19 protein-coding genes are annotated in these 18,975 nt (G+C 69.7%); 11 read left to right on the top strand and 8 right to left on the bottom strand.

Annotated elements, in window-relative coordinates:
- Position 1 precedes the first annotated feature (1 nt).
- Positions 2-847 (top strand): MaoC family dehydratase, encoded by an 846-nt coding sequence (locus FB384_RS08715; protein ID WP_183781256.1) that lies wholly within the window; start codon positions 2-4, stop codon positions 845-847.
- 231 nt (positions 848-1,078) lie between these two features.
- On the opposite strand, the gene FB384_RS08720 is transcribed toward FB384_RS08715, so the two are convergent.
- Positions 1,079-2,029, bottom strand: coding sequence for a GlxA family transcriptional regulator (locus FB384_RS08720; protein ID WP_183781259.1), 951 nt, complete (start codon positions 2,027-2,029; stop codon positions 1,079-1,081).
- A gap of 149 nt (positions 2,030-2,178) precedes the next feature.
- Here FB384_RS08720 and FB384_RS08725 point away from each other — a divergent pair, with 149 nt between their 5' ends.
- Positions 2,179-2,817 (top strand): isochorismatase family protein, encoded by a 639-nt coding sequence (locus FB384_RS08725; protein WP_183781262.1) that lies wholly within the window; start codon positions 2,179-2,181, stop codon positions 2,815-2,817.
- Positions 2,818-2,941: 124 nt separating this feature from the next.
- Here FB384_RS08725 and FB384_RS08730 read toward each other — a convergent pair whose 3' ends face one another.
- A complete protein-coding gene (locus FB384_RS08730) occupies positions 2,942-3,805 on the bottom strand; it encodes an NmrA family NAD(P)-binding protein (RefSeq protein ID WP_183781265.1) in 864 nt (287 codons plus the stop codon).
- A 151-nt stretch (positions 3,806-3,956) separates the two neighbouring features.
- Here FB384_RS08730 and FB384_RS08735 point away from each other — a divergent pair, with 151 nt between their 5' ends.
- Positions 3,957-4,631, top strand: a complete 675-nt coding sequence (locus FB384_RS08735) for a TetR/AcrR family transcriptional regulator (RefSeq protein ID WP_183781269.1) — start codon at positions 3,957-3,959, stop codon at positions 4,629-4,631.
- A gap of 13 nt (positions 4,632-4,644) precedes the next feature.
- Here the strand turns inward: FB384_RS08735 and FB384_RS08740 are convergent, their stop codons facing one another.
- Positions 4,645-5,295, bottom strand: a complete 651-nt coding sequence (locus FB384_RS08740; RefSeq protein ID WP_183781272.1) for a TetR/AcrR family transcriptional regulator — start codon at positions 5,293-5,295, stop codon at positions 4,645-4,647.
- A gap of 382 nt (positions 5,296-5,677) precedes the next feature.
- Between FB384_RS08740 and FB384_RS26805 the strand changes: the two genes are divergently transcribed.
- From FB384_RS26805 to FB384_RS08755, 3 genes are read left to right on the top strand one after another with little or no spacing between them, the layout of a single operon-like run.
- Positions 5,678-7,195 (top strand): hypothetical protein, encoded by a 1,518-nt coding sequence (locus tag FB384_RS26805; RefSeq protein WP_228725989.1) that lies wholly within the window; start codon positions 5,678-5,680, stop codon positions 7,193-7,195.
- A 44-nt stretch (positions 7,196-7,239) separates the two neighbouring features.
- Entirely contained in the window at positions 7,240-7,680 is a 441-nt protein-coding gene (locus tag FB384_RS08750) for a hypothetical protein (RefSeq protein WP_183781275.1), read from the top strand.
- Positions 7,681-7,713: 33 nt separating this feature from the next.
- The gene (locus FB384_RS08755; protein ID WP_183781278.1) at positions 7,714-8,262 is read left to right on the top strand and encodes a DUF3558 domain-containing protein; all 549 of its coding nucleotides are present in this window, start codon (positions 7,714-7,716) and stop codon (positions 8,260-8,262) included.
- A 51-nt stretch (positions 8,263-8,313) separates the two neighbouring features.
- On the opposite strand, the gene FB384_RS08760 is transcribed toward FB384_RS08755, so the two are convergent.
- Positions 8,314-8,796: a hypothetical protein gene (locus FB384_RS08760; RefSeq protein WP_183781281.1), complete on the bottom strand. Its 483-nt coding sequence runs from the start codon at positions 8,794-8,796 to the stop codon at positions 8,314-8,316.
- Positions 8,797-8,913: 117 nt separating this feature from the next.
- On the opposite strand from FB384_RS08760, the gene FB384_RS08765 reads away from it, so the two are divergent.
- On the top strand, positions 8,914-9,468 hold the full coding sequence (locus FB384_RS08765; protein ID WP_258936312.1) for an SCP2 sterol-binding domain-containing protein: 555 nt from the start codon (positions 8,914-8,916) through the stop codon (positions 9,466-9,468).
- Between the two features lie 18 nt (positions 9,469-9,486).
- On the opposite strand, the gene FB384_RS08770 is transcribed toward FB384_RS08765, so the two are convergent.
- Positions 9,487-9,939 carry a VOC family protein gene (locus tag FB384_RS08770; RefSeq protein WP_221212676.1) on the bottom strand — a complete coding sequence of 151 codons (453 nt, stop codon included), beginning with the start codon at positions 9,937-9,939 and terminating at the stop codon, positions 9,487-9,489.
- Between the two features lie 138 nt (positions 9,940-10,077).
- On the opposite strand from FB384_RS08770, the gene FB384_RS08775 reads away from it, so the two are divergent.
- On the top strand, positions 10,078-10,602 hold the full coding sequence (locus tag FB384_RS08775) for an FxsA family protein (protein ID WP_183781284.1): 525 nt from the start codon (positions 10,078-10,080) through the stop codon (positions 10,600-10,602).
- 320 nt (positions 10,603-10,922) lie between these two features.
- Here FB384_RS08775 and FB384_RS08780 read toward each other — a convergent pair whose 3' ends face one another.
- Positions 10,923-12,353 carry a M20/M25/M40 family metallo-hydrolase gene (locus FB384_RS08780; protein ID WP_183781287.1) on the bottom strand — a complete coding sequence of 477 codons (1,431 nt, stop codon included), beginning with the start codon at positions 12,351-12,353 and terminating at the stop codon, positions 10,923-10,925.
- Positions 12,354-12,428: 75 nt separating this feature from the next.
- Entirely contained in the window at positions 12,429-13,844 is a 1,416-nt protein-coding gene (locus FB384_RS08785) for a M20/M25/M40 family metallo-hydrolase (protein ID WP_183781290.1), read from the bottom strand.
- 369 nt (positions 13,845-14,213) lie between these two features.
- Here FB384_RS08785 and FB384_RS08790 point away from each other — a divergent pair, with 369 nt between their 5' ends.
- From FB384_RS08790 to FB384_RS08800, 3 genes are read left to right on the top strand one after another with little or no spacing between them, the layout of a single operon-like run.
- Positions 14,214-15,428 carry a thiamine pyrophosphate-dependent dehydrogenase E1 component subunit alpha gene (locus tag FB384_RS08790; protein ID WP_183781293.1) on the top strand — a complete coding sequence of 405 codons (1,215 nt, stop codon included), beginning with the start codon at positions 14,214-14,216 and terminating at the stop codon, positions 15,426-15,428.
- On the top strand, positions 15,428-16,456 hold the full coding sequence (locus FB384_RS08795; RefSeq protein ID WP_183781296.1) for an alpha-ketoacid dehydrogenase subunit beta: 1,029 nt from the start codon (positions 15,428-15,430) through the stop codon (positions 16,454-16,456). The genes FB384_RS08790 and FB384_RS08795 overlap by 1 nt, the downstream gene beginning before the upstream one ends.
- A 9-nt stretch (positions 16,457-16,465) precedes the next feature.
- Complete coding sequence (locus FB384_RS08800) at positions 16,466-17,956, top strand: dihydrolipoamide acetyltransferase family protein (protein ID WP_183781299.1); 1,491 nt, start codon at positions 16,466-16,468, stop codon at positions 17,954-17,956.
- A 298-nt stretch (positions 17,957-18,254) separates the two neighbouring features.
- On the opposite strand, the gene FB384_RS08805 is transcribed toward FB384_RS08800, so the two are convergent.
- Positions 18,255-18,860 carry an energy-coupling factor transporter transmembrane component T family protein gene (locus FB384_RS08805; protein WP_183781302.1) on the bottom strand — a complete coding sequence of 202 codons (606 nt, stop codon included), beginning with the start codon at positions 18,858-18,860 and terminating at the stop codon, positions 18,255-18,257.
- Between the last annotated feature and the right edge of the window lie 115 nt (positions 18,861-18,975).

Consider the following 18,975-nt stretch of genomic DNA (forward strand, 5'->3'; position numbering starts at 1 on the left):
CATGACGGTCAAGGAGCTCGACAGCGCCCCGAACGTGGCGGCGCTGTACCCGAAGGTCGTGCTCGGCGGGCTGCGCAAGAACGGCGGTGACACGCTGCCGGACCTGGAGTTCGTGCGCACCGGCGTGGTCGCCGATCCCGACGAGCTCGCCGCCTACAACCAGGTGTGCGGATTCCGGCTCGCCGACGAGCTGCCGATCACCTACCCGCACATCCAGGCGTTCGGCATGCAGATGGCGCTCATGGCCGAGCCGTCGTTCCCGTTCCCCCTGCTGGGGATGGTGCACGTCGCCAACCGCATCACCCAGTACCGGCCGGTCCGGCTCGACGAGGCGGTGACGCTGCGCGTGCGCGTGGCCGACCTGCGCCCGCACGAGAAGGGCAAACAGTTCGACGTCATCAGCGAGGCGCTGGCCGGCGACGAACTCGTGTGGTCGGACGTGAGCACGTACCTGCGGCGAGGTGGCGGTTCCGGCTCGAGCGGAGGTGGCCAGCAGCTCGCGGCCCCGACGCCGGGCGCGATCTGGCGCGTGCCCGGCGACATCGGACGCCGCTACGCCGAGGTGTCCGGCGACCGCAACCCCATCCACCTGCACCCGCTGACGGCGAAGGCGTTCGGCTTCCCCTCGGCGATCGCCCACGGTATGTGGACGAAGGCGCGCGCGCTCGCCGCGTTCGAGGGCAGGCTGCCGGACGCCTACTCGGTCGACGTCAGGTTCAAGCTGCCGGTGCTGCTGCCCGCGAAGGTGGCGTTCACGGCGTGGCGGACCGACGACGGGCACGCCTTCGAGGCGTGGAACGCGCGCAAGCCGAAGCCGCACCTGTCGGGCACGATCACGCACCTGTAGTTCCGTAGGCGCGAGTTCCGTAGCACCTAGTTCCGTAGCACCGCAGTCCAGCGGTCGCGTAGTCCCACGGCCCCGCAGTCCTGTAGCACCGCGGGGCCGTGGTGCTGCGACGTCGGGACGGGCGCCCGTGGCGATCTCCCGGGATCGGTGCGGTTCACGACGAGCCGCACCGGTCGCGAGGTCGGCGTCGGATGCCGGTTCAGCCCGCAGCTGTTTCAATCCGTAGCTGTTTCAATCCGCGGCGGCGTGGAAACGGCGGCGGTACTGCGAGGGCGAGATCTTGAACCGGGCCGAGAAGTTCTGACGCATCGTCACAGCGCTGCCGAAGCCGCAGTCCACCGCGATCCGGTCGACCGGCAGGTCGCTCGTCTCCAGTAGCCGGCGGGCTTCGTCCAGTCGGCGTGCGCGAACCCAGGCGGCAGGGGTCGCACCCGTCGCCGAGCGGAACGCCCGCACGAACGTCCGCGTGCTCATGTGGGCGGTGGCGGCCAGCCGTTCGACCGGCAACGGTTCCGCCAGCCGCTGTTCGGCCCACTCCATCGCACGGGAGATCGCGTCGCCGGCCGACCGCGGAGGCATGGGGCGTTCGATGTACTGGGCCTGTCCGCCCTCCCGGTGCGGTGCGATGACCAGGCTGCGGGCGACCTTGTTGGCGGCGGTCGCGCCGAGACGTGACCGGACCAGGTGCAGGCACGCGTCCAGCCCGGACGCGGTGCCGGCCGACGTGAGGACGTCCCCGTGGTCGATGTACAGCACGGAGTCGTCGAGGTCGAGGCCGGGATGGCGCTGCGCCAGCAGATCGAAGCCCTGCCAGTGCGTGACGGCAGGACGTTCGCCGAGCAGGCCGGCGTCGACGACGGGGATCGCGCCGAGGCAGAGCCCGACGATCGTGGCGCCCGACTCGTGCGCGCTGGTCAGCGTCGCGCGTACGGCGGCCGTGGCGGGGCGGCCGTCCAGGAACCAGGACGGCATCACGACGACGTCGGCCTCCCGGGCGTCCGCGAGCCCGGCGACGTCTCCGATGCGGTAACCCTCGGCGGTGCGGATCGTGCCCGGCGTGTCGCCGAACAGGAACGTCTCCCAGTGCGCCAAGCCTTGCCGGGTCACCTCGTCGAAGACCATCTGCGGGACCGAGAGGTGGAACATCGTGACGCCGTCGAACGCGTGGATCCCGACTCGCATCCCAGCACCTCCGGTTGGCGTGAACTCATCGTATATCGGCGTTCACGCCACTCGCCGGTACGCAGGAACCTCGGCAGGATCGACTACGAAGCGTCACCAGTGGCGCGGCGACACCACTCCGAGACCCATGCCAGTCCAAGGAGGACTTCGTGACCACACCTCGACGCGCGCTCGTCGTCATCGACGTCCAGCAGGTCTATTTCGACGGCCCGTTGGAGATCCAGTACCCGCCGCACGCGGAGTCCCTGTCCCGCATCACCCGTGCGGTCGACGCCGCCAATGCCGGCGGGATCCCCGTCGTCGCGGTGCAGCACACCATGGGCGAGGACGCGCCCCTGTTCAACCCGACCCAGCCCGACTTCCAACTGCACCCGGAGGTCGCCGCTCGCCGAACCGACGACTGGAAGCAGTTCGTCAAGCAGAACAGTTCGATCTACGCAGGCACGGACCTCGGCGACTGGCTTCGTAGTCAGGGCGTCGACACGGTCACACTGGTCGGCTACATGACGAACAACTGTGTGCTGGCCTCCGCGGTCGAGGCCGAGTACCTGGGATTCGCCACCGAGGTGCTCTCGGACGCGACCGGTGCGGTCAACCTCGCCAACGACGCCGGTGCCGCGGATGCCAAGACGGTGCACACGACCCTGATGACGTTGCTCAACTCCAACTGGGCCGCGGTCGCTTCGACGGATGACTGGACCGGGGCCCTCGAGGCGCAGCAACCCCTGCCGAAGGGCGACATCGGCAGCTCGGCCGTCCAGGGCGCGATGCAGGCCACCACGGTCTGACCCGACACGCCTCCCGGCTCGGCCGTGGCGGTCGGCCTGGCCGCCACGCCTGCGACCCCGCAGTGCAGGTCCCCTTCGTCGGGTTCCGTGTCCGATGCGGCTGCCCGGCGAAGGGCGACGTACGTCAGGCCGCGATCCGGCCGGCGACCTGCTGGGCGGCACTGCGGGGCTCCCGGCCGAGGAGCTCGCCCAGTAGCGGGCCGGACTCCGCGTAGTAACCGTCGCGGGCGGCCTGGAACATGCTGAGCGTCATGTCGGCCACGAACTCCGGTGTGCCCTCTGCGATCCGGTCGGCGAGCCACTGCTGGTCGTCGACGACGATGCGTTCGATCGTGCGGCCGGTGGCCTCGGTCAGCGCCTTGGCGAAGTCGTCGAGGGTGACGGGCGGCGCGGCGAGTGTCACGGGGCCGTCGAACGGACGGTCCCCGGCGAGGATGACCGCTGCGGCCTCGGCGAGGTCTCGGCGATCGGTCCACGGGATGGGGCCGTCGGCCGGTTGCGCGATCACGCCGGTCTGCCGCCAGGGGCCCAGCAACTGGTCGAGGTCGCCGAAGAAGCCGTTGCGCAGCGCGGTCCACGCGACTCCGGAATTGGTGAGGGCGGCCTCGGCAAGGGCGGCCTCGGTGGCGGCGTGCACGGCCGCCGGGGTGTACGGACTTCCGACGGGGTTCTGCTGGCTCGTGTAGAGGATCCTCGTGGCGCCGGCCGCGACGGCGGCCTCGATCGCCGTGCGGTGCTGGCCGAGCACGTCGGCCGACATGTCGTTGGAGCTCACCAGCAGTACCTGCTCGGCGCCCTCGAACGAATCACGTAGCGCGACCGGATCGTCGTAGGAGCCCTGCCGCACACGTACGCCGCGTTCGGCGAGGTGCTGTGCCTTGCCGACGTCGCGGGCACTGACGCCGATGCGCTCGGCCGGTACGCGTTCGAGGAGGTGCTCGACGGTGGCTCCGTTCAGAGTGCCGGTGGCACCCGTGACAACGATCATTCTCGTGACCTTTCCCTGGAGTCATGCCGGGCTGAATCGGCACGCCCCGCGTAAGTTGACCTGGCTGGTTAGTTTGTGTTCGACATCGACGATAGATAAACTGACCTCATCGGTCAACTTGTGGTCCGGTGGTCGGAGGGGAAGGTGAGGCATGACCGACGAGCTCGCAGCACCGACGCCCGCGGAACGTGAGCCTGTGGAACCGGAGCTTGTGGAATCCGAGTCCGGCAGGTCGGAGTCCGGGAAACCGCAGTCCGGGAAGTCTCGGATGCGTGCCGATGCCAAGCGCAACACGGAGCAGATCCGCCGTGCCGCGATCGATGCGTTCCGCGGCCGGGGGCTCGCCGTGCCGTTGGAAGACGTGGCGAAGGCGGCGGGCGTGAGCAAGGCGACGGTCTTCAACAGGTTCGGCGGCCGGATCGGACTCATCGAGGCGGTGATCGAAGAGCTCGTCGCGGCCGAGCTGTACGCGATCGTCGACCACGCGCGCACCATCGCGAACGCGGGCGAGCGGGTCGCGTACTACCTCGCCGCGATCCGTGAGCTCCAGTACCGCCAGCCCGCCGTCAACGACGTACTGCTGCAAATGTATCCGGAGTCGCAGCAGCTCATGGCGATCTGCCACGTGGCGGGCGAGTTCAACGCGGAGCTCATCGCCGCGGGCCACGCCTCGGGCGAGCTCAGGGCGGAGTTCCGGACCGACGACCTGGAGGCGCTCGTCCACGACAGTGCGCTCGCGCTCAAGTACGGCACCCGGCCTCCCGTGGCCGACTACGACCGGCGCACCACGTTCCTGCTCGACGGAATCCGCCGGCCTCGCGAGTAGCCGCAGGCGGCGGTCAGCTGGGCCGCCACACCTGCCCTTCGACGAGGTCGTTGAAGCCCAGCCAGGTCAGGTTCATCAGCCACGACGCGAGCACCCCGGGTGACAGGTCCGGGTGGTCCAGCCACCAGTCCGCCAGCGCCTCGGCCGCGCCCACGAGCGCGGCCGCCATGCCCTCGCCGGAGAACTCCGCCTGCTCGCCGAGGCCCTTGCGGGAGCCCTCCGACACGACGAGCTTCGTCACCATCTCGATCGCGTGGGAGCGCAGCGCGGTGATCTCGGAGGCGAACTTCCCGCCCACGGCCAGTGCCTGCTGGTGCAGCACCGTCCACGACGCGCGGTGCTCGGCGACGAACCCGTAGAAGGCGCGCAGCCCGGTCCACAGCTGCATGTCGGCGGCGACGTCGGCGTCGATGCCCGTCTGCACGGCGTCGATGAGCCGGTTCGCCTCGCGGCGGATGCAGTGGAGGAACAGGTCCTCCTTCGAGCCGAGGTAGCTGTAGATCATCGGCTTCGACACGCCTGCGACCTCGGACACCTCGTCCATCGACGCCGGGTGGTACCCGTGGCGGGCGAACACCGTGACGGCGGCGTCGAGAATCTGCTTCTCGCGCACCGCCCTCGGCAGGCGTTTCGACTTCTCCGCCTGCTGCCCGCTCTCCGTCACGCGTCCTCCCAGCCGATGTGCCGTGTCGCCGGTGTCCCTGCGACATACCGCTGGATGACTTTACGCCGCTCCGGGTGGCCGCGTCCCGGCGATCTGCTCACGGCGGCGCTCGCGGGAGGCGCTTACTGCCCGTTCGCGCGGATCGTGCTTCGGGGTGGTGGCCGAGCTGCGGGATTCGCCACTCGTGGGTCCGCGGACCGTGTCGAACGGCACGTCCGGGGCTGTACCTCCACGCTCCTACGCTGCGCCGACGCGCTCGTGGGAGTGGCCAACGGAGGTCGTGTGATTTCGTGGGAACCGCTGACACGGTCCGAACGTCCCAGTACCGTCACCTAACGTACGTGTCTCGTGGCGACCTGATGACGAGGTGGGGGAAGTAGCTATGTCGCAGCCCGGTAACGGCGAGGGCAACACCGGCCCGGTGGGCACCGGGACCGGCAGCGATGGTGCGAACCTGTCGCCCCAGCAGCGTGAGGCGATGTACCAGGCCCAAGGTCAGGCCCAGTACGGAAACGCCCCGTTCGGCATGCCCATGGGGCAGCTTGTTGCCGAGGCACGCGCAGCGGGCATGAACGAGCAGCAGATCAAGGAGCTCTCCCAGAACGCGGAGGTGCTCGACGGTCTCAACGGCTCGGACGAGAACTACCAGGGCCGGCAGCATGCCGAGATCAAGGGCTTCGTGACCACCAACCTCGACCCCGCCCAGGTCAACCAGATGTCGGAGACGTTCAGCAAGATCAAGAGCGTGCTCGACCGGTTGTCGCAGCGGACGAACGAGAGCGTGGGCAAGGCGCGGCACGAGTGGGAAGGCGACGCTGCCGAGAACGCGTTCGGATACTTCAACCAGATGTCGACGTGGGCCGATTCGAACGCCACCAACGCGCAGCTGGCCTCGGAAGCGACCTACTCCCAGTCCAACGCGGCTGAGACGGCCAAGAACACGATGCCCGAGCCGGTTGAGACGAACGGGCTGATGAAGGACTTCGGCTCGGCCGTCAAGGACAACCCGATGGACCCGATCGGCGCGTTCAACAAGGCCATGGAGACGCGGGAGAAGTCCGACGCGGCCCACCAGCAGGCCGTGCAGGTCATGAACACCTACGACCAGAACCTCTACCAGGCAGCGTCGAAGCAGCCGGCGTTCTCCGAACCGCCGACGTTCTCGGCGGGTTCCGGTGACAAGGCAGGTTTGGGCCGCGGTGGCGACGTGGTCGACATTTCGGGTGGTGACACGACCAGCGCGTCCGGTTACAGCGGTGGGCCGACGGGTGGCGCACCGGTCACCGGTGGCGGCCCGACCGGTGGCGGCGGCAGCTACAACTCCCCCTCCGGCGGAAACCCCAACGTGGCCCCGACTCCGATCGCGGGCCGTGGCCCGTCGACCGGTGCGGGCCAGTTGCCGGGCACGGGCCCGCAGGGCAACAACCCGATGACGCCGCGAGTGCCGACGACAGGCGGCCCGGGCGCTCCCGGTATGGGTCCGGCGCCGGTCGGCCCGATGGGCGGTGGCCAGGCCGGTGGTTCGACGCCGTACAACAGCAAGCTCGGCGGCCGAGCCGCCTCGGCCGGGTTCGGCCCGACCGGTGGTGGCTCCGCGGCCGGAGCGGCCAAGGGTGCCGCGGGTGCCGCGGGCGCAGGCGGTGCTGCCGGTGCGGGAGCCGCTTCCGGTGCCGCGAAGGGCATGAGCGGCGGTGCCGGTGCCGCACCGGGCGCCGCTGCCGCCGCCGGCGGCTCGGGTGCCCGAGGCGGCGGCGGAATGATGGGCGGCGCCGGCGCCGGCAAGGGCCAGCAGGGCGGCGATGAAGAGGAACACCAGCGCCCCTCCTGGCTCGTCGAAGCCGACCCCGACAGCCTCTTCGGCACCGACGCCCGCACCGCCCCACCCGTCATCGGCGAATAGTCACTGCCCGCACACGCTTACGGATCGACGAGGGAATCGAGAAGATGCCTGAATTCGGTGACATCCCCGCCCCCACAGGCGGTAGCGCTATGCGCATCGGCGGCGCCGTCGGCGCCCTCGCCAAGCAAGTCGGCGACGCGAAGGCCCAATCCGGCGCACTGCTCGACTCGGCGAAGGGCGGCGGCTTCCGCGTGAGCGAGAATGCGGCCGAGCCCATCCGCGATGCGCTGAAGGAAGCGCAGCAGGATCTGGGGAATATCATGGCGGAAGCCAATAACCTTGCAGTCGCCCCGATGCTCGGAACTGGACCTTACGCACAGCAGGTTGCGCAGCATGTCCAACAAAGTGGAGACGGTCCACAGGGTGTTCTTCCTATGCTTCGCCAGCTGCAAAAGGTTATCGAGCAGTCGGAGGAAGCGTTGAAGGTCGCTATGGAAAACTACCGTGAGTCCGAGGAAGAGCAGCGGAGCACCTTTAAGCAGTAGGAGCGAGCACCAGTGCGTCTCACACGTTCGGCTATGTTGGCATTCGTTGCCGCCGCCGGCCTGACGGTTTCGGCCTGTTCGAATAGCGAAGGTGGTACACCGCAGTCGAGTGTGGACGGGTCGACGTCTGTGCCGGGTTCCTCTATAGTGGAGAGTTCCGAATCCGCTGATGCTGCTTCGGTGTCAGAATTGGACCCGTGTTCTGTTTTGGCCGTCGAGGAAATATCTGAGCATGCGAAGGTTCAGCAGCCTGAGCATACGACTGTAGGTGGCGCGCCGACCTGTACATGGCCTGCGCAAGCCCAAGACACCGCCGCGTTGGTGCCGACGCCGTCTGTCGCTATCCGGGATAAAGGCGGCGTGCAGGATATGAACGACATCGGTAGGGGCGTGCAGTTTACGACCGAGGATGGTCGCGACTACGCGCAGGCTGCGGGACATGGGAACTGCAATATTGCAATCGGTGTCACCGAAAAAACCCGCGTAGACATCATGGTTACCAGTGCCGAGACCACCGAAAAAGCCTGCGAGCTCGCGAACACATTGACGGAACTCGCGGAGCCCAGGGTTCCGCAAGGTTAGCCGGAGAACCCACGGCCCACTCGGCGGCTGCCCGCAGTGGCCCGGGTGTGGCTACGCGGCGTTGTCCGGGCGATAGCGCCTCGTCATCAGCTGCACGCTCCAGCCGAGGAGCGCCAGTACACCGACGCCGGCTGTCGTCAGCGCGATCCAGGGATCGGCGAACTGGGTCAGCACCGCCATCAACGATACGAAGACCATCGTGCCCGCGCCGAGGACGTAGCAGTCCGCCGTCATCATCCGCTGTGCCCTCGCGCTGCGTTCGGGCGTGGCGGACCACCACGCCTTGTGCGGCAGGTTCACCATCGGCGACGTGATCGCAACCCGACTGATCAAGCGGCTTGCGATCACGTCCACCAACACCGTGAGTCCGGCACCCACTGCCGCCATCACGGTGATGAACTCGCCCCTGCTTCCCCACCGGTCGGGACCACTCAGTCCGGAATGCAGGACCACACCATCGGCTGGGAGTACGAACCACAACACGACGAGCACCGCCGCGTACAGCAGCACGCTCGACCAGAACACACCTCGCACGGTGCCTATTGTCCCGGCGACGAGGTCACTCGTGGGCGGTTCGACTGCAGTTCGCCGGGCGCGACAAGTGCGACAGGTGTGTTTGCCGCCGTGTATACCCCTGAGTAACCTGACGCCGTGCCGACAGGAAGTGTGCTCGACGAGTTCGCGCGCAGCATCGACGTGGGAGTGCTGAGCACGGAGCAGTTCCTCCGCGTGCTCGAAACGCTCCACATGCTGGACGCGACCGGGTCCGGTATCGAGCTCAGCTCGCTGTCCACGGAGGTGCTCGCCGACGTCGTGGGCGCGGCCTCGAAGGAGCAGCTCCGCGGGCTGGCGCGGCATCCGCAGCTGCGCGCGTTGTTCCTCGAAGAAGTGTTCCGCCGCATGGCCGACCACTTCAACGCCGAACGCGCCGGAGACGCCGACATCGTCGTGACCTGGCGTTTCCCCAACGGCGACGACTACGACCGCTACCAGACGGTCATCGAGGACGGCCGCTGCGTGTCGACCGCCGACTGCGTACTCACGCCGGACACGACGATCACCGCGCCGTTCGAGGACTTCCTCCGCGTGGCCACCGGCAACGCGCGCCCGGCTTCGCAGTTCGTCAGGGGCAAACTCAGGGTCAAGGGCGACTACACGCCAGCCGTCCGCATGCTCAGCTTCTTCGACCTGCCCGGCGCGGACTGACGCCCCTCGGGCCGTCGGTCACTCGCTCGCGGCGCCGAATCCGACGACCTCACCATGCTCGCCGAACACGGCCGTCTCGTTGTAGGCGATCTCCCAGCGGTTGTCCTCCGGGTCGGCGAAGTAGGCCGACCTGCCGCCCCACGGGCGTTCCTGCGGCTCGGCCACGGCGCCCGCGCCCACCGCGAGGGCAGCCTCGTAGGCCGTGTCGACCTGCTCGGGGCTGTCGACGTTCACGGCGAGCGTGAACCCGCCGCCGTACATGCCGGCACCGGTCTCCGCCGAGAGCGCCGCCCGCGGATACAGCGCCAGCACCACGCCGCCTGCCAGGAAGCCGACCCAGTCGCCGTGGCTCGACGGAAGTTCCTCCCAGCCGAGCGCCTTGTAGAAGTCGCGCAGTTCCTCGACGTTGCTTACGGCCAACGTCACGACACTCATCCGCTGCGGCACGGTCCGCTCGGGTACTTCGGTCATGCCCGGGATTGTGCCTCGCCCCTCCCTGGCTGCTGCAGCGGCATACGGGCCTGCCCGGAGTGGGTGGTTTGTCGGGCGGACGCTTCACGCAGTGATCACGAGCAGGATCAAAACGGGCGTCGCGTACGTTGACCCGATATGGCCGTTCTGCTCTTGCTGTACGTGATCGCCGAGGTAGCCGCCGTGTGGACGGTGGCGTCGTTCATCGGCTTCCTCCCGACGATCGGACTGCTCATCGCGGGCGCGTTCGTCGGTTCGTGGCTCGCGCGCCGCGAAGGTGGCAAGGCGATGCGCGCCTTCAGCGCGACTGCCCGCTCCGGGAAGTCGCCGCACGAGGAGATCACCGACGGCATGCTCGTCGGCGTCGGCGGCATGCTGATTCTGCTGCCCGGGTTCGTCAGCGACGTCCTCGGACTGCTGTTCCTGATCCCGCCGACGCGGAAGGTCGTCCGCAGGTCTTGGCTGCGCCGCGCGCAGAAGCGGGCGCCCGCCGGTGGAGCCGCATACGGCGGCGGGCCGTTCGGCCCCGGCATGCGCAGCCAGGTGATCGTCGTCGACAGCGAGGTCGTGGCCGACGGCGAGGACACGGGCGACACGTCCCGCGAACGTGACCGCTCCGGCGACGACCGCGACGACGGCCCACCCCGCATCATCGAAGGCTGACCCCGGCCTGCGACGCGCGTGGTAGGCGACGCCGCAGGTCAGCGGGCGTCTTCACGTCAGGGAGTGCCCTCCCCGATCCGTAAAAACGGCCCACGGATGCGGTCGCGTCACCGCGTCGATGAGGACGGCGGCCGGCCCCGAAACCTGCGACACGGGGCGCGTGCAACACAGGACCCGCCGCGGCCTCCGGACCCGGCAACGAGGGAGCCGGAGGCCGCGAACGCAGAACACGCGGGTCTGAACGCAGAACACGCGGGTCTGAACGCAGGACACGCGGGTCTGAGTGCAGGACACGCGGGTCTGAGTGCAGGACACGCGGGTCAGCCGCGGGCGTGGGCGTCCAGGAAGTGGGCGACCGCCTCGGTGACGCGGGTGGCCTGCGGAATGTGCAGCCACTCGTCGGGCACGTGGGCGTTCGAATCCGGCCCGAGGGCGCCCGTGACGAGGAACTGTGCCTCCGGGTACTTCTCCCCGAGCAGGCCCATGAACGGGATCGACCCGCCGAGCCCGCTGGTACGCCACGGCGCGTCGAACACCGTGCTGCTCACCGACTCCAACGTCGAGGCCAGCCACGGCGCCGCGTCCGGTGCGTTCCACCCGTCGGCGGCCTCGACACCCGACAGCTCGACGGTCGCGCCGTACGGCACGTCGGTGGTCAGCGCCTTCTTGATGGCTTCGAGCGCGGCGGTGGAGTCGGCCGTCGGCGGCAGCCGGAAGCTCAGCGCGAGCGTCGAGGCGGACCGCAGCACGTTGCCCGCGTCGGCGGGTTCGGGGAAACCGGACGCCCCGATGATCGACAGCGTGGGCCGCCACGCGTTGTTCAACAGCAGCTCGACGTCGTCGCCCGCGACCGACTGTGTCGATCCGTGCAACGGGAACGTGCCCGCGACGGAACCGGGCGGCGTGACCTCGGCGGTCGCGCCCGCCTCGGCGATCCGGTTCTGCGGGATCGAGACGTTGCACTCGGGCAGCAGCACCTCGCCGGTGGCCGAGTCCTCGATGCGGTCGAGCAGCGTGCGCAGCACCCGGAACGAGTCCGGCACCACGCCGCTGGCCAGCCCGGAGTGCTGCGACGAGTCGAGCACGCGCACCGTCACGTCGACCTGGGCGAGCCCGCGCAGCGACGTCGTCAACCACAGCCGCTCGTAGTCGTTGCCCCCGGAGTCGAGACACACGACGAACGTGACGCGGCCGAGCCGGTCGGACAGGTGCTCAAGGTAGGCGGGCAGATCGGGGCTGCCGGACTCCTCACCCGTCTCCAGCAGGACGACGGAGCGTGCGTGCATGCCCCCGCCCGCGCGCACCGCTTCGAGCGCGGCGGTCGCGGCGTAGCCCGCGTACCCGTCGTCGGCGGAACCGCGGCCGTACAGCTTGTGCCCGTCGACGACCGGCTTCCACGGCCCGAGCCCCTCGGACCAGCCGCCGACCGGTGGCTGCTTGTCGAGGTGGCCGTAGAGCAGCACGGTGCCCGCGTCCTCGGCGCCGGGAGTGGCGGGGACGTCGAGCAACAGCACCGGGCTGCGGCCCTCGAGCTGCACGACGTCGATGGTCGCTCCCGGGATCTGCCGGGACTCCATCCATGCGCGTACGTGCGCGATCGCGGCGTCGAGGTGGCCGGAGGTTTCCCATTCGGGGTCGAATCCCGGCGACAGTGCGGGGATCTCGACGAGACCGGACAGGCTGGGCAGGATCTCTTCCGACCACGTCTTCTGAACGGTGTCGGTTACGGTTCGCTGTTCCACCTCACCCATCCTGCCACTGCGAATCCGCCGGGCCGGCGCTGCACATGACGCCGGGTGTGCCGGGTCGGTGCCGCCGGGAGCGCCTCACGACCTCGCGTGCGCGTGGATGATCCGCGCGACGGCCTCGGTGACGCGTTCGGTCTGTTCCAGGTGCAGCCATTCGTCGGGCACGTGCGCGTTGTTGCCGGGGCCGCGCGGGCCGGTGACGACGAACTGTGCGTCCGGATAGGCGCGGCCGAACAGGCCGAGGAACGGGATCGTGCCGCCGAGGCCGAGCGCACGCCACGGCAGGCCGAACACCTCGTCGCCGACCTCGTCGAGGGTCGACTCCAGCCAGCCGGCGCGCGGGTTCGCGTTCCATCCGGTGGCCGCGTCGGTGCGGGTGATCTCGACCTGGGCGCCGAACGGCGGATCGGTGGTGAGCACCCGGGTCAGCGCGGCCAGTGCGGTGTCGGCGTCGACCGTGGGCGGCAGGCGGAAGCTCAGCTTCACGCTCGTGTAAGGCCGCAGCACGTTGCCGGCCTCCGGCAACGGCGGCAGCCCGTCGGCGCCCGTGACCGACATCGTCGTCGACCACGTGTTCGCCAGCACCAGGTCGGCGACGTCGTCATGCGCGTAGCGCATGCCGTCGACGAGCGGCAGCGTCGGAGCCAGGGCATCGCCCGCCGCGTGGACCTCGGCGAGCCGATCCGCCGGCACCTCGGTGACGAGTTCGGGCAGATGCAGCCGCCCGGTGCGCGGGTCCTCCACCCGGTCGAGCAACTCTCGCAGGATGCGGAAACTGCTGGGCACCAGACCGCTGCCGTGCCCGGAGTGCACGCCCGAGGTGAGCACCCGGACGGACAGGTCGAACGAGACCATCCCGCGCAGCGACGTGGCCAGCCACAGCCGCTCGTAGTCGACGCCGGAGGTGTCGAGGCAGACGACCAGGCCGACCTCACCCAGTCGCGGCCGGAGGTGTTCCAGGTAGGCACCGAGGTCGCGGCTGCCGGACTCCTCGCAGGTCTCCAGCAGGACGACCGTGCGGGCGTGCGCGCCGCCACCCGCGTGCAGCGCTTCCAGGGCGGTCGCCGCGGCGTAGGCGGCGTAGCCGTCGTCGCCGGCGCCCCGGCCGTACAGCCGGCCGTCCTTCACCACCGGCGTCCACGGCCCCAGACCCGGCGACCACTCGCCCGCGGCGGGCTGCTTGTCCAGGTGGCCGTAGACGACGACGGTCTCGTCGGTGCGGGCGTCGCCGGTGGCGGGGACGTCGAGCAGCAGCACCGGGGTGCGGCCGGGCAGTTCGACGACGTCGGTGCTCGCGCCGGGCACATCCAGGGCGTCGAGGTAGCTGCGCACGTGGTCGACGGCGGCGTGCAGCTGCCGCGTCGTCTCCCACTCCGCGTCGAACGACGGCGACAGGGCCGGTATCTCCACCAGCCGCGACAGGCCCTCCAGCGCCGCACCCGAATCGGCCGACCACCGGCCACGGACCGTTTCCCGAATCACCGCCGCATCCATGCCGTCATCCAAACATGCCGCGAAGGTGTGACGCGGGTCGCTCACGTCTCGCACGGCTCGCGACGGCGCGGTCACCGGTCGTCGTGGTGTCACGGGTGCGGTGCTGGCCAGGAGCGCAATGGACGCCAGACTTTCGGCGGCCTCACCGTTGGTAGTCCGAGTATTTTCCCAGTTCACGGCCGCATTCCCGACAAAGATTCGGCCACGGGGCCTCCGCAAACCTCCCCCGTTCGTGCCAGGATGACGACGTGAACCGTCACCGCCGACGGACACCGGCGCGGCCACACCACAGGTACGTGCCGGCGGTGCCGGCGGCGAGTCGCCACGGTCGCCACAAGCGGCCGAGCGGCACGACCTGGAGGAGAAACCATGCCGTCCCCAGAACAGTGGACGCGACCGGACCCGGGCGCCGGCCCCGCCGCGACAGCGGCACAGCCATCCCCGGAGCAGGTGATCGCGGGTTTGCGAGCGACGACAGAAGGCGGTGCAGAGCTGACACAGCTGCTGACGCCGGAAGGTGAGCGGCTGGCCGACAGCCGGTTCGACCCCTATCTCGCCGATATCGATGCCGAGGCACTGCGTGGGCTCTACCGCGACATGGTGCTGGTGCGCAGGGCCGATCGGGAATCCAACGCCATGCAGCGCCAGGGCCAGCTCGGTATCTGGGTTCCGCTGCTCGGGCAGGAGGCCGCGCAGGTCGGCTCCGGCCGCGCGCTGCGGCCCGCCGACATGGCGTTCCCCAGCTACCGCGAACACGGCGTCGCGTACACGCGCGGCATCGACTTCCGTGACCTGCTGGGCATTTTCCGCTGCACCGACCACTCGGGCTGGGACCCGGCCGAATACGGCTTCCACCCGTACACGATCGTCATCGGCAACCAGGTGCTCAACGCCGCCGGTTACGCCATGGGCCAGAAGTTCGACGGCAAGGTCGGCAACGCCGACGACGTCGACAACGAGGCCACGATCGTCTACTTCGGTGACGGCGCCACCAGCCAGGGTGACGTGCACGAGGGCTTCGTGTGGGGCGCGGTCTACGACGCCCCGGTCGTCTACTTCTGCCAGAACAACCAGTGGGCGATCTCCGAGCCGACCGAACGCCAGTCGCGGCTGCCGCTGTACCAGCGCGCCCGCGGGTACGGCTTCCCCGGAATCCGGGTCGACGGCAACGACGTGCTCGCCTGTCTGGCCGTGACGCGGTGGGCGCTCGACGAGTGCCGCCACGGCAACGGGCCGGTGCTCATCGAGGCGTTCACCTACCGCATGGACGCCCACACCACGACCGACGACCCGACGCGTTACCGGCTCTCGGACGAACTCGAGGCGTGGAAGCTCAAGGACCCGATCGAGCGGGTGCGCGTCCACCTCGCGCGGGCGGGCTGTGCCGAGCAGGACTTCTTCGACGGTGTCGACGCCGAGGCGGACGAGTTCGCCGCACAGCTGCGCGACTTCTGTTTCAACATGCCCGATCCGCCACCGGAACGGATCTTCAGCGAGGTGTACGCCGACACCCCGGCCGCACTGGACGCCCAGCGCGAGGAGTACCTGAGCTACCTCGCCGGTTTCGCGGGAGGTGAGCACTGATGGCGGCACCTGTCCAGTCCCCTGTGGACACCCAGTCGGCGAGCACCCAGACCATGACCATCGGCAAGGCGCTCAACAACGGCCTGCGCGCGGCGATGGAGGCCGATCCGAAGGTTCTCGTGATGGGCGAGGACGTCGGCAAGCTCGGCGGCGTCTTCCGGGTCACCGACGGGCTGCAGAAGGACTTCGGCGAACACCGCGTGCTTGACACGCCGCTGGCCGAGTCGGGCATCGTCGGCACCGCCATCGGACTGGCCGTGCGCGGCTACCGGCCGGTGTGCGAGATCCAGTTCGAGGGCTTCATCTTCCCCGCATTCGACCAGATCTCCAGCCAGCTGGCGAAGCTGCGCTACCGCACGCAGGGCAAGCTCAAGGCACCCGTCGTGATCCGGGTGCCGTTCGGTGGCGGGATCGGCGCGGTCGAGCACCATTCGGAATCGCCCGAGTCGCTGTTCTCGCACATCCCGGGGCTCAAGGTCGTGTCGTGTTCGAACCCGGTCGACGCCTACTGGATGATGCAGCAGGCGATCACCTCGGACGACCCGGTGATGCTGTTCGAGCCGAAGAAGCTGTACCACTCGAGCGCGCTGAAGGCCCCCGTCGACACGACGGCCACGCCCGATCCGCTGCACAGCTCGCGGGTCGTCCGCCACGGTGACTCGGCCACGATCGCCGCCTACGGTCCTTCGCTGCCGGTCGCGCTCGACGCGGCCACGGCCGCCCAGGAGGAAGGCCGCAGTCTCGAGGTGATCGATCTGCGCACGCTGTCGCCGCTCGACCTCGGCCCGGTGTTCGAGTCGGTGCGCCGCACCGGAAGGCTCGTCGTCGTCAGCGAGGCATCGTCCGAGGTTTCCCTTGCCTCCGAGGTGGCCGCCCGTGTGCAACAGGAGTGCTTCTACTCGCTCGAAGCGCCGGTGCAGCGGGTGACCGGATTCGACACGCCGTACCCGCCGGCCAAGTTGGAGGAGCATTTCCTGCCCGATCTGGACCGGGTGCTCCACGCCGTCGACAACGCACTGGACTGGTGAGGAGGATCCATGCCTGAGTACAAGCAGTTTCCCCTCGCCGACACCGCGGAGGGGCTGACCGAGGCCGAGATCCTCGGATGGAAGGTGCAGCCGGGCGACGAGGTGACGGTCAACCAGATCGTCGTGGAGGTCGAGACCGCGAAGGCGGCTGTCGAGCTGCCCATCCCGTGGGCGGGCGTCGTGACCGAGCTGCTCGTCGAACCCGGGCAGACGGTCGAGGTCGGCGCGCCGATCCTGACGGTCGACGTCGATCCGCACGGCACCGCTCCGGCCTCGGACGACGCCGCCGCACAGCCGGCGGCCAACGGTGCGTCCGCGGGCGGTGCGGCTTCGGGCGACGGTTCCGATGCGGGCGACGGCGACGAGATGAAGCCGCTCGTCGGCTACGGCTCGAAGACGACCAGCACGAAACGGCGGCCCCGGAAGCCCGCGGCCGGTTCGGGTTCCGGCGGTGCCGGGGCGAACGGCACGGGTGCGAACGGCGGCGGTGCGAACGGCTCTGCACCGGCGACGCAGGCGCCGGCCCAGTCGGCTCCGCAATCCGGGGTTCCGGCGGCCGCGCAGGCTCCGGCCACGTCGGCCGCCCCGGCGTCGGAGGCGGTGGGGTCGGACGCACGCGGCGGGTACGTGCCGTTGGCGAAGCCGCCGGTGCGCAAGCTCGCCAAGGACCTCGGCGTGGACCTCCGATCGTTGACCGGTTCCGGCGACGGCGGGGTGATCACCAGGGAGGACGTGCAGCACGCCGGTGCGGCCCCGGCGGAGCAGGCCCCCGCGCAGGCCGCGACATCCGCCGATGCGGGTGCGCGTGAGCACCGGGTGCCGATCAAGGGCGTGCGCAAGGCGACGGCCGAGGCGATGGTGCACAGCGCGTTCACCGCACCGCACGTCACGGAGTTCCTCACGGTCGACGTGACGCCGATGATGGAGCTGCGGCAGAAGCTCAAGTCCCACCCGGAGTTCGCAGGCGTGAAGCTGACGCCGTTGGCGTTCGCCGCCAAGGCCGTGTGCCTGGCGGCCAAGCGCACGCCGGAGGTCAACTCCCTGTGGGACGGCGACGCAGGCGAGATCGTGTTCAAGGACTACGTGCACCTGGGGATCGCCGCGGCGACGCCGCGCGGACTCGTGGTGCCGAAGGTCCGCGACGCCGACGGCATGTCACTGCCCGAGCTGGCCGGTGCCATCGAGGAGCTGACGGCGACGGCCCGTGACGGCAAGACGCAGCCCGCGGACATGCTGAACGGGACGTTCACGATCACCAACGTCGGCGTGTTCGGCGTCGACACGGGAACGCCGATCATCAACCCCGGTGAGTCGGCGATCCTGGCCGTCGGGGCGATCCGCGACATGCCGTGGGTCGTCGACGGTGAACTGGCCGTGCGCAAGGTGATGCAGTTGTCGCTGAGCTTCGACCACCGCGTCATCGACGGCCAGCAGGGTTCGCAGTTCCTCGCCGACGTCGGAGCACTGATGTCCGACCCGGCGATGGCGATCACCTTCTAACGCCGAACCCTCCAGGAGGCGAAGCCCCAAGATGCCCCCAAGGTGCCGCCAAGGGCACCTTGGGGGCATCGAACACAGCCACGTGCCAGCGAGGGGTGGTGGCCGGGCCCGGGGATGCGCCGGGCGCGTGTCCTGCACTCAGCACGCCGTGTCCTGCACTCAGACCCGCGTGTTCCGCTCCCGCCCGACCACCACCCCTACACGACGCTCGGGGCGCGGCTGTCTCTTCGTGCGTGTTCTGCGTTCGCACCTGTGGATCGGTGCACATCACGGGTACCGAACGCGTCCGAAACCGTACTCAGCGGTCTCCGGTGCCGCGGGCGGCGAGGGCTTCGCCGAGCTGGTCGGCGTGCCGAAGGGTGCGGACCAGGAACGGCACGACGAACGCCGTCGGGCTGCGGTCGGCACCGCGTGCCTTCGCCGCGGCCCGTACCTCCCCTGCGATGCCGGACAGGGCGGCGATCGCCTGCACCGTCAGCCCGACGAGCAGTCCCACCATCTCCGGTCGCACGCCGAACCGCCGCAGCGGCCGCATCACGCGCTCCACAGTGGACACCACATCGTCGACGCGCGTCGTCAGCGTGAACAGGCTCGCCGCCGCCAGGGCCGTCACGAGCCGCAAGCACACGGTCGCTGCCGTCATCGCGCCGAGCAGCCACCACTGCACCGCGAACACCACGACCGACACGATCACCAGCGTTCGCACCAGCGGCCACCACCGGCGCCGCGGCACCCGCGCCACGACGTAGCCGGCCAGCACCACCGTCAGCAGTCCGCCCAGCCACGACGGTGAGTCGAGGACGACGACCGCGGCGGCGAGCGCGACCACGGCGAGCAGTTTCGGCCCGGCGGGTGCGCGGTGCAGGACGCTCCCGCCCGGTTCGTACAGCCCCAGCGGCGTCACGCCGACCACCTCACGGCAGCCCCGAAGGGCACCTTGGGGCCAGAAAACGCAGCCACGCGCCAGCGTGTCGATGAGGGGTGGTGGTCGGGCCGGCGGGCGGGGGCAGCCACGCGCC

Origin of the sequence: Prauserella sediminis (assembly GCF_014195435.1) — a bacterium.
In the GTDB taxonomy this organism is placed as follows: domain Bacteria; phylum Actinomycetota; class Actinomycetes; order Mycobacteriales; family Pseudonocardiaceae; genus Prauserella; species Prauserella salsuginis.